This is a genomic window from Mycobacterium sp. (assembly GCF_049280035.1).
In the GTDB taxonomy this organism is placed as follows: Bacteria; Actinomycetota; Actinomycetes; order Mycobacteriales; family Mycobacteriaceae; genus Mycobacterium.
Map to the genome: position 1 here is coordinate 1 of NZ_JBAPPI010000238.1, position 9,062 is coordinate 9,062.

Annotated in this window: 9 protein-coding genes and 2 tRNA genes; 6 read left to right on the forward strand and 5 right to left on the reverse strand. The window is 64.6% G+C overall.

Annotation, left to right across the window (positions count from 1 at the left end; genetic code table 11):
• Positions 1-44 precede the first annotated feature (44 nt).
• Complete coding sequence (locus WAN71_RS07630) at positions 45-1,199, reverse strand: IS481 family transposase (RefSeq protein WP_422224753.1); 1,155 nt, start codon at positions 1,197-1,199, stop codon at positions 45-47.
• A 63-nt stretch (positions 1,200-1,262) separates the two neighbouring features.
• Positions 1,263-2,528, reverse strand: coding sequence for a lipase LipE (gene lipE, locus WAN71_RS07635; protein ID WP_422224761.1), 1,266 nt, complete (start codon positions 2,526-2,528; stop codon positions 1,263-1,265).
• Between the two features lie 166 nt (positions 2,529-2,694).
• Here lipE and WAN71_RS07640 point away from each other — a divergent pair, with 166 nt between their 5' ends.
• From WAN71_RS07640 to WAN71_RS07650, 3 genes are all read left to right on the forward strand, one after another.
• Positions 2,695-3,999, forward strand: coding sequence for an HNH endonuclease signature motif containing protein (locus WAN71_RS07640; RefSeq protein WP_422224754.1), 1,305 nt, complete (start codon positions 2,695-2,697; stop codon positions 3,997-3,999).
• A 168-nt stretch (positions 4,000-4,167) separates the two neighbouring features.
• Positions 4,168-4,953 carry a PE-PPE domain-containing protein gene (locus WAN71_RS07645; protein ID WP_422224755.1) on the forward strand — a complete coding sequence of 262 codons (786 nt, stop codon included), beginning with the start codon at positions 4,168-4,170 and terminating at the stop codon, positions 4,951-4,953.
• 158 nt (positions 4,954-5,111) lie between these two features.
• Positions 5,112-5,543, forward strand: coding sequence for a hypothetical protein (locus WAN71_RS07650; RefSeq protein WP_422224756.1), 432 nt, complete (start codon positions 5,112-5,114; stop codon positions 5,541-5,543).
• Between the two features lie 133 nt (positions 5,544-5,676).
• On the opposite strand, the gene WAN71_RS07655 is transcribed toward WAN71_RS07650, so the two are convergent.
• Positions 5,677-6,501 (reverse strand): crotonase/enoyl-CoA hydratase family protein, encoded by an 825-nt coding sequence (locus WAN71_RS07655; protein ID WP_422224757.1) that lies wholly within the window; start codon positions 6,499-6,501, stop codon positions 5,677-5,679.
• Positions 6,502-6,524: 23 nt separating this feature from the next.
• On the opposite strand from WAN71_RS07655, the gene WAN71_RS07660 reads away from it, so the two are divergent.
• Positions 6,525-7,118 carry a TIGR03086 family metal-binding protein gene (locus WAN71_RS07660; protein WP_422224758.1) on the forward strand — a complete coding sequence of 198 codons (594 nt, stop codon included), beginning with the start codon at positions 6,525-6,527 and terminating at the stop codon, positions 7,116-7,118.
• Here the strand turns inward: WAN71_RS07660 and WAN71_RS07665 are convergent.
• The gene (locus WAN71_RS07665; protein WP_422224759.1) at positions 7,115-7,582 is read right to left on the reverse strand and encodes a DUF4334 domain-containing protein; all 468 of its coding nucleotides are present in this window, start codon (positions 7,580-7,582) and stop codon (positions 7,115-7,117) included. The two genes, WAN71_RS07660 and WAN71_RS07665, sit on opposite strands and share 4 nt — an antisense overlap.
• A 10-nt stretch (positions 7,583-7,592) precedes the next feature.
• A complete protein-coding gene (locus WAN71_RS07670) occupies positions 7,593-8,657 on the reverse strand; it encodes a pyridoxal phosphate-dependent aminotransferase (protein ID WP_422224760.1) in 1,065 nt (354 codons plus the stop codon).
• Between the two features lie 87 nt (positions 8,658-8,744).
• Here WAN71_RS07670 and WAN71_RS07675 point away from each other — a divergent pair.
• Both WAN71_RS07675 and WAN71_RS07680 read left to right on the forward strand, forming a co-directional pair.
• Positions 8,745-8,835, forward strand: a tRNA-Ser gene (locus WAN71_RS07675).
• Positions 8,836-8,854: 19 nt separating this feature from the next.
• Positions 8,855-8,927 (forward strand) — tRNA-Arg (locus tag WAN71_RS07680).
• The last annotated feature ends 135 nt before the right edge of the window (positions 8,928-9,062 follow it).

Below are 9,062 nucleotides of genomic sequence, written 5' to 3' on the forward strand. Positions count from 1 at the left end.
TGTGATGTCTCGGGACATCGTGCACATGTGTCTTGGGACATCGTTCACGGTTTGGCTTGTGGTTGGTAGTCCTTGGTCGGGTCGAGGTGAAGTTCTCGCAGTAGTTGCCCGTCGGTGGTGGTGATCCGGATGTGTAGGTCGTGAACGAGGATCAAGACGTTGGTGCCGGCGTAGCGACGCCCCATCCCGATGTGGTGGAGACGGCTGTTGTGGCGCAGGGTGAGTTTGCCGTTGCTATCGATGCGGTCGTGGCGGATGCGGTAGGCGCCGGTGTGTAGTGGGGTGCCGGTTGGGGTTGCTTTGGGTCGGGCGAGGTAGGCCTGTTGTGGGGTGCGACGGCTAAGTGCGCGGTGCGGGCGCACGGTGTTGTAGTAGGCGCCGAAGGTGTCCAGCTGGGCTTGTAGCTGGGCGACGTTGTGGGCGGGTATCTGGTGGATGAGCCATTTTTTGAGGGTTTGGTGGAAGCGTTCTACCTTGCCGCAGGTTTGCGGATGGTAGGGGCGGCAGTGTTGGAATCTGATGCCGCAGCTGTGCAGGGTGACTTCGAGGGCGACCCGGCCGGTGCCGCGGTAGCGGCCGGTGAAAACAGCTCCGTTGTCGCTGAGCAGGCTGGCCGGATTGCCATACGCGGCAACGGCTTTGCTGAAGCTGTTATTGACGTCACGGGCCTTAAAGACGGGTAACGTGTCGCTGCCTAAACACAGCCGGGAGTGGTCATCGATGATGTTGAGGATCTCGACGTCGGTGCGGTCGGCTAGTTGCCAATGGGTGATGTCGAGTTGCCAGCGCTCGTTGGGCTGCTCGGCCTGGAAGCGGATGTAGCTGCTTTTGGGGCGTTTGTGCGGCTGGGGGGTGACGAAGCCTCGCGCGGAGAGGATCCGCCAGATCGTGGACACCGCGGGGCTGACACCGTGGCGCCGCTGAAGGTGAAACGCGATCGTGGCCGCCCCGGCCTCATGCCCGTCGCGCTCGAGCTCCTTACGTAACGCGATGACCTCGTCTTCGATGTCTTTGGCGGTGCGGTTGGGGCTGCGAAGCGGTCTTCGTGGGCGTGGCTGCAGGCCCGCGTCGCCCTCGGCCAAGTAGCGCTGGACGAGGGTGATTACCCAGCGTCGAGAGACCCCGTAGTCGCGGGCGACCTCACTTTTACTGCGTCCTTCGACCAGCACGGCCGTGACCACCAGCTGCGGCATTCCCATCGCTCAACCCTTGTCGTCGGGTGTGCACGATGTCCCGAGACAGCTGTGAACGATGTGGTGAACTCACGCACCTCCGCCACCGCCATGTGATGAGCTTCTGGGCACCCGCGGGATCTCGGCAGCGATACGGTCCATGAGCGCGGTGTACCGCTTGACCTCGGGATCTCTGCCCGGCTTGCCGCTGCTGACCACACCTGCGGCCAGCTGGCGCTCGGGGTCGGCCCAGATCGCGATGTTGACCAGACCGAGGTGACCGAACGCTGCCGGCGCATCGCGACCGAACGGGCCGAACCTGTCGGTACCCAGCTGGAAACCCGTGCCCCAGCGGGCAGGCGCCAGCCCGGTCGCGAAATCAGGCCGCAGACGCCGACTTTGGCGCACCGCGCCCCGCAGTGTTTCCGGGCGCATCACCTGGATGCCATCGAGTTCACCTCCGCGGCACCATATTTCGGCAAACCGTGACATCTCATCGGCGTGCGAAACGGTGTTCGACGACGGGATGACGGTAGTGAGAAACATCGGTGTGTTGGTGAGCGGGATGATCTGGTGCATCGTGCCGCCGATCGCCTTGCGGAACGCGGCCGCGATCGGGGCCGGGAGCTGCCTGCCGGTGGCGTGGCTAGGCGCGACCAGCGGGATATCTTGTTCTGCCACACCGAAGTTGGTCCAGCGGAAGCTCAGCGGGTCGAGGATCTCAGTGGCCAGAATCTCGCGGATGTCCTTGCCGGTGGCGGCATAGATGATCTCGCGCATCAGCGGACCCCAGGTCAACGCGTGGTAGATGTGTACCAGCCCTGGCCGATACAGCGGCCGCAGCTCGCCGAGCCGTTGCTGCGCGTACTCGTGGTCGTCCGCCCGTTTGAGGTCGGTTCTTGGTCCGGTGGCGAAAGGAACTCCGGCGCTATGGGTCATCACGTGGCGGATGGTGGTGCGGTGCTTGCCGTGGCTGGTGTAGGCGGGCAGGTACTCGCAGACCCGATCATCGAGTGACAACTGCCCTCGTTCGACCAGCAGGTACACCACAGTCGCGGTGATCGCCTTGGCGGACGAGTAGACGCAAAACGGCGTATCCGTTTTGACCGGGATTTTCTCGGCGTCCGGCGGGTCGGTGGGGGCGTTGCCCCAGCCGTGCCCGATCGCGCGGTTGAGCACGACCTTGCCGTTGTGCCGCAGGCATAGCTGGATTGCCGGGTGCATCCCTGCCGCATACCAGTGGCGGGCGGTCTGCCAGATCCGTTCGACGGCCGCGGGGTCGATCTCGGAGTGGTCTTCATCGCCGATCGCCGTGACGGCGTCCAGGTCGGCCGGGACGCGAATCCTGCCTTGCAAGTCACCCTGTCCGGTCACGCGTGTCCCTTCTTGAGCGGAGTCGGTCGAAACCCATCCGCGAGGGTACGTGCAGCCGCGATCAGCGAGTTATCCCCAGTTGCGCTTTTATCCACGGCTACGCATTCCGGGACCGGTTCTCGTCGCCGGTCGGCGATACCATTCGAACATGCATTCGAGTTGCCGTGAGGACATCGTCAAACGGTACGACGCGCTCCACGATGCGGTATCTGACGTGCTCGAAGTGTCCTCGGATGTGCTGACCACGCCCGAATGCCTGGCCTTGCTGGAGCGCCTGGAAACCGAGACGCGGCGACTGCCGGTGGCCGGCCATCCGTTGATCAATCAGCTGGCCCGCCAAGCCAGCAACGAGGAGCTGGGCGGCAAGCTGTCACAGGCGTTGGCCAACCGGCTACGGATCAGTCGCGGCGAAGCATCGCGGCGCATCCACGAAGCCAACGATCTGGGCGAGCGTCAATCGGTCACCGGCGAACCGCTGCCGCCACGGTTGGAGGCCACCGCCGCCGCCCAACGCGACGGCGACATCGGCGCCGGTCACGTCGCGGTGATTCGTGGGTTTTGGCACCGGCTGCCCGACTTCGTCGACGTGGAAACGCGGGTGATCGCCGAGGCCCAGCTGGCCCGGCTGGGCGGCCAGCATCGCCCCGACGAACTGGCCAAGCTGGCCGACAAACTCACCGACTGCCTGCACCCCGACGGCACCTTCACCGACGAGGACCGGGCCCGGCGCCGCGGCGTCACCATCGGCACCCAAGGCCACGACGGGATGTCCCCGATCACCGGATATCTGACGCCCGAGGCCCGCGCCACCCTGGACGCCGTGCTGGCCAAACTGGCCGCCCCGCACGCCGTCGCGCACGACACCCGCAGCGCCGCCCAACGCAACCACGACGCCCTCACCGCCGCCGCACGCGCCCTACTGACCTGCGGACAACTAGGCCAACACAACGGCCTACCGGCGACCATCATCGTCACCACCACACTGCGCGAACTCGAAGCCGCCGCGGGCACCGCGCTGACCGGCGGGGGCACCCTGCTGCCGATGAGCGACGTGATCCGACTGGCCTCCCACGCCCATCACTACCTGGCGATCTTCGACAACGGCAAAGCGATCGGGCTCTATCACACCAAACGGCTGGCCTCACCAGCCCAACGCATAGTCCTCTACGCCAAAGACCGCGGCTGTTCGCACCCCGGCTGCGACGTGCCCGGCTACCTCACCGAAGTCCACCACCTCACCCCCTACGCCCAGTGCCACACCACCGACATCAACGACCTCACCCTGGCCTGCGGCGGCCACCACCCACTGGCCGAACAAGGCTGGACCACCCGCAAACGCAAAAACGGCGACACCGAATGGATCCCCCCACCCCACCTCGACTACGGCCAACCCCGCACCAACACCTACCACCACCCCGAAAAACTGCTCCGCGACGACGAAGACCCCGCTTAGCGACGGCCGGCAAGCACCGTGCACAGCGCGTCAATCAGGGCCCGCTGACCCATCAGGTTTACCGTCACGAACGTCGCGGGCTGCCCCACAGTGTTGCGCCGCATTACCCGACTGATGAGGTAGTTTGCACTCGCATAATCAACACCCGATGCGGTAGGCCGGTGGGCGATGAGTGGCTTAGGCAAGCGGTCGGCGATGATGGCGAGCATCATCGTGGCGCTGATGATGAATCCGACTGTGGCTAATGCGGATGCCGTCACCTACACAGTCGAACCGTTTGACCTCGACGGCGCTGGGATCACGATGTCAGTGACCCAAAACCAGTTGGGCGGAGCATTATGTCCCTGCGTCAAGGTGCACTACCCGGCTGACGGCCTCCACAACGACGCAGGAGTAGCGGCGCTAGCCAATGCTCCGCTGCACTCCGGTGACACCGTGCTCGGGTTCAGTCTCGGGTCGCAAGTGATCTCGCTCTACCTGGCTCAGCACACACCGCCGCCCGGAGTGCGGTTCGTGTTGTTGGGTGACACGTTTGCGCGCAACGACCAGCTCGTCGCCGTTCGGCAGGGCATTCCTGCCGACATCGCGAACAAGGTGATACTGGTGGTCCGTCAATACGACGGGTGGAGCGACTCTCCCACCAACACAGCCTCCCCCAACTACCAGCTGGCCATGCAGAACGCCCAGGCGGGTGCGGCCACCATCCACGACTATGTCAACGCCCGTCTCGATGATCCGGCCAACGTGGTGACAAATCGAGGCAACATCACTTCTGTCTTGATCCCGACCCAGCACCTGCCTCTCAACCAGCCGCGGCGATTGTCTGGGCCCAGCGCGGAGGCCGACCAGCTTGACGCCCAACAGCGCCCGCTCATTGACAGTGCCTACGACCGGCCAGGGCCGACGCCCGACCAGCTGGCCGCGTCGACTGGAGAGCAGGTTGTGAACCATTGAGACGAGAAATAGCGGATTACCACAGCATCGGTTTTCGGCCGAAATACTTTCTCGGCAATGACGCAGTGAATGGATCCCCCCACCCCACCTCGACTACGGCCAGCTCCGGTCTCCCCGTTTTACACGGCGGCGGTGCGAAGCGAGGGAAGATGACCAACATGGGTGAGGCGAAGGGCCCGTTCGGCGGGTCGTCCCAGTCCTCGGCGAGCGCTGAGGATGTGTGGGCGGTGTGGACGAACCCCGCCGAGTGGCCAGGTGATGTCATTGTGATGGCCAAGATCGACGGCCTATTCGCGGTGGGGGCGAAGATCACGATGCGGGTAAAGGGCCATCCGCCGCTGAGATTGACCGTCACCCGCGTAGAAGCGTCGATGTTGTGGACGGGAGTGGCGAGAGTGCCCGGATTGACCGAGACCATCGATCACCTCATCGAGCCCACTGACTCGGGCACATTGATTACACAGCGCACCGTCTTTACCGGCCCGTTGGCTTCGATCGCGGCACGAGCACTGGGGGGAACAGTGCGGAAGACTTTTGAGGCGACGACGGCGCACTTTGGGCGGCTGGCCGGGAGGCGCGCGTCCCACTAAGCGTTAATCCGCAGCAAGGTGAGTCATAGAGTGTTCTTCGCGTAATCGGTGCCAACCCCGCACCAACGCCTACCACCACCCCGAAAAGCTGCTCCGCGACGACGAAGACGGGCCGTAGGTACGCCGAATCGCGTTATTCCCCGGTGAACTGCGGTGGGCGTTTGGCGAAGGTTGCCGAGATCCCCTCGGACAGATCTTTGGACGGCAAGAACGCAGCATTCCACGCGGCCACGTAGCGCAGACTCGCCGATACCGCCGAAATCCGTTGCTGGTCAAGCACATCCTTGATGCCGCGGACGGTAAGCGGCGGGTTGTCGGCGATCTCGGCGGCGGCGGCGTGCGCGGCCTGCAGGGTGGCGTCGGCGTCGGCGAACACGTCGTTGACCAAGCCGATCTTCTCGGCGCGGGCGGCGTCGATGTCCTGACCGGTGAGCGCCAGTTCGCGCAGGTGGCCGTCGGAAAGGATCAGCGGCAGCCGGGCCAGGCTGCCGACGTCGGCGACGATCGCCAGCTTGACCTCACGCACCGAAAACTTCGCGTCGGCGCTCGCGTAGCGGATGTCCACCGCGGAGATCAAGTCGACACCACCGCCGATGCACCAGCCGTGCACCGCCGCGATGGTCGGGGTTCGGCAGTCGGCCACGGCGCTGATCGTGTTCTGCATGCGCAGCACTTCGGTGTGGAAATCGGTGCGGGGTCCCGCCAACGCGCCGTCAGCCAACACCGGGGCCAGCGTCCCACCCATCGCCGGCAGGTCCAGGCCGTAGCTGAAGTTGCGCCCAGAGCCGGTGATGACGATGGCCCGCACGTCAGGGTCGGCGTCCAGAGCAGCGAACAGCTCCGGTAGCTCCGACCAGAACGCCGGCCCCATCGCGTTGCCCTTGCCCGGTCCGATCAACGTCACCTGCGCAACGTGGTCTTTGGTTTCGACGGTGACGGATTCGTACGGCTGGCCCATGTCGAGACCGTACCGTGGACGTCATGTCTCCTGACCTGCGGCCCGGACCCGACTCGCCACCCACCGATGAGCTGGCCAGCGCAGAAGCGGCGCTGGGCGCCCTGCAGCAGGTGCTGCATCCGATCTCGCGCGACGAGTTGTCCAAATCCACACCATGCTCGGAATACGACGTGATGCAGCTGACCGACCACCTGCTGAACTCCATCACCCTGCTCGGCGGCGCGGCGGGCGCAGAGGTGCCGGACCGTAACACCGACCATTCAGTGGAGCAGCAGGTTGTCGGTGCGGCCCGGCCCGCGCTGGACGCATGGCACCGCCGCGGCCTGAGCGACACCGTGACCTTGGGCCCCAATGAGTTACCCGCGACGTTCGCCGTCAGCATCCTGACACTCGAACTCTTGGTCCATGGCTGGGATTACGCAGCCGCGACCAAACACCCGATGAATGTCGCCGCGTCGCTGGCCGATTACACGCTAGGGCTGGCCAAGAAAGTCATCAACCCGCAAACGCGGGCGACAGTGGGCTTCGCCGATCCGGTCGCCGTACCCGCTGATGCGTCGGCCCTCGACCGGCTGATCGCCTTCACCGGTCGCAACCCGTCGGCTGCCCGAACCTAGACGCGCTCCAGATAGAAGTAGAAGTACCGGCCGTTATCGACGACGCCTTTGCCGTTCATGATGCCCATCACCGCGTTGTCGTCGATCGTCTTGAAGTGATCGTGCACGGGCTGGCCGTCGTAGACCATGGTCGCGGTGACCTCGCCGCGAAACTCCTCCAGCCACAGGCTGGCTTCGCCCTTGCCCATCTTGACGTTGGAGAACCGGTTCCCGTCCTCGTCGAGACACACCAGCGGCTGCACGTCCGTGGGCGAGTTGAACGTCTTGCCGAACCAGCGGGCCTTCTCGAGTTGACCGTTCATGCGGTGGCCGGTGACGAACTCGCCACCTTTCCACTCGCCGAGCATGCCGTCGATGGTGGCTGGCTGCAGGCTCGCCCAATAGTCGTCGAGTTCGGAGTCGGTGAGGTCGCCGGTGCGCTCCTTGAACTCGGTGAACTTCTTGCGGGCCAGGGCGTCAGTCATCGCGATCTCCTTAAATCCACTTCTTTGCGAACGCCAGCAGCGCGTCGTTTTCCTCTGGAGCGCCGATGGTGACCCGGACACCGTCGGTGCCGTACGGGCGGACCACAATGCGTGCGTCGGCCGCCTGTTCTACGAAGTCAAGTGTGCGCATCCCCAACGGCAGCCAGACGAAATTTGCTTGCGACGGCGGCAGCGTGAATCCGGCGCCGCGCAGTGTGTCGTTGACCCGTGCGCGTTCGGCGACCACTGCGTCGGTGCGGGCGAGCAGCTCATCGGCGGCGTCCAGTGAAGCGATGGCGGCGGCCTGCGCGACGCTGGAAACGGTGAACGGCACGTAGACCTTGTCGAGGGCGGTGATCATGTCGGGGTGGCCGACCGCGTAGCCGACTCGCAAGCCCGCCAGGCCGTAGGCCTTCGAAAAGGTCCGCAGCACAACGACGTTGCTGTGGGCACCGACCAGCTCCAAGCTGCCCGGCAGCATGCCGTCGCGGATGTACTCGACGTAGGCCTCGTCGATGGCGATCAGGATGTGCGGCGGCACCGCCTCGACGAAGCGGGTCAGCACGTCCGGGTCGACCACGGTGGACGTCGGATTGTTGGGGTTGCAGACGAAAATCAGGCGGGTCCGTTCGGTGACCGCGGCGAGCATTGCATAGAGGTCGTAGGTGTGGTCGGTCAACGGCACCTGGATCGCGGTCGCACCGGCGACCTGGACCTGCGGCGGGTAGAGCTCGAAGCTGCGCCACCCGAAGATGACCTCGTCGCCCGCCGCAGCGGTGATCTGAACAAGCTGCTGGCACAGGCTGACCGAACCGCAACCCACGGCGACCTGTTCGGGCGCGAAGTCTGCGGGGCCCATCGAATTGAGGTGTGTAGCCAGCGCTGCCTTGAGCTCGACGCACCCGTTGTCGGGGTAGCGGTTGGTCACGTCGGTGGCTCGCTCGATAGCTGCGCGGACGCTGGGCAATGGGCCGAACACCGTCTCATTGCTGGCCAGTTTGATGGCGCCCGGCACCGTCTTACCTGGCACATAAACTGGCAGCCCAGCCAGCTCGGGGCGCAGGCGAGCGGTCATTTCGACAGCATATGTCCGACCTGTGTACGCTGTGCTCCGCGGCGGTTCCGGGAGCCCGAAAGGGTCCGGTACCCTCAGGAAATCCAAGGAGGCGTGCCAGAGCGGCCGAATGGGACTCACTGCTAATGAGTTGTCCTCTTACCGGGGACCGGAGGTTCAAATCCTCTCGCCTCCGCCAGCTGGATAACTGAACACATGCGCCCGTAGCTCAACGGATAGAGCATCTGACTACGGATCAGAAGGTTGGGAGTTCGAATCTCTTCGGGCGCGCTCTGCGGGATGTATGACGTCGGCTGATGCTTGACATTTCTACTTCGGTTGATAGCTGACAGTGTTTCGGCTGATGCTTTACACCTACTTCGGCTGATCCTTGACACTCCCGATATGAGGGAGTTGAGCGTGGCC

Coding starts and splice junctions, on each gene's coding strand:
- WAN71_RS07630 (WP_422224753.1), bottom strand. CDS start 1,199: ATGGGAATGCCGCAGCTGGTGGTCACGGCCGTGCTGGTCGAAGGACGC.
- WAN71_RS07645 (WP_422224755.1), top strand. CDS start 4,168: ATGAGTGGCTTAGGCAAGCGGTCGGCGATGATGGCGAGCATCATCGTG.
- WAN71_RS07660 (WP_422224758.1), top strand. CDS start 6,525: ATGTCTCCTGACCTGCGGCCCGGACCCGACTCGCCACCCACCGATGAG.
- WAN71_RS07670 (WP_422224760.1), bottom strand. CDS start 8,657: ATGACCGCTCGCCTGCGCCCCGAGCTGGCTGGGCTGCCAGTTTATGTG.
- WAN71_RS07655 (WP_422224757.1), bottom strand. CDS start 6,501: ATGGGCCAGCCGTACGAATCCGTCACCGTCGAAACCAAAGACCACGTT.
- WAN71_RS07650 (WP_422224756.1), top strand. CDS start 5,112: ATGGGTGAGGCGAAGGGCCCGTTCGGCGGGTCGTCCCAGTCCTCGGCG.
- WAN71_RS07640 (WP_422224754.1), top strand. CDS start 2,695: ATGCATTCGAGTTGCCGTGAGGACATCGTCAAACGGTACGACGCGCTC.
- WAN71_RS07665 (WP_422224759.1), bottom strand. CDS start 7,582: ATGACTGACGCCCTGGCCCGCAAGAAGTTCACCGAGTTCAAGGAGCGC.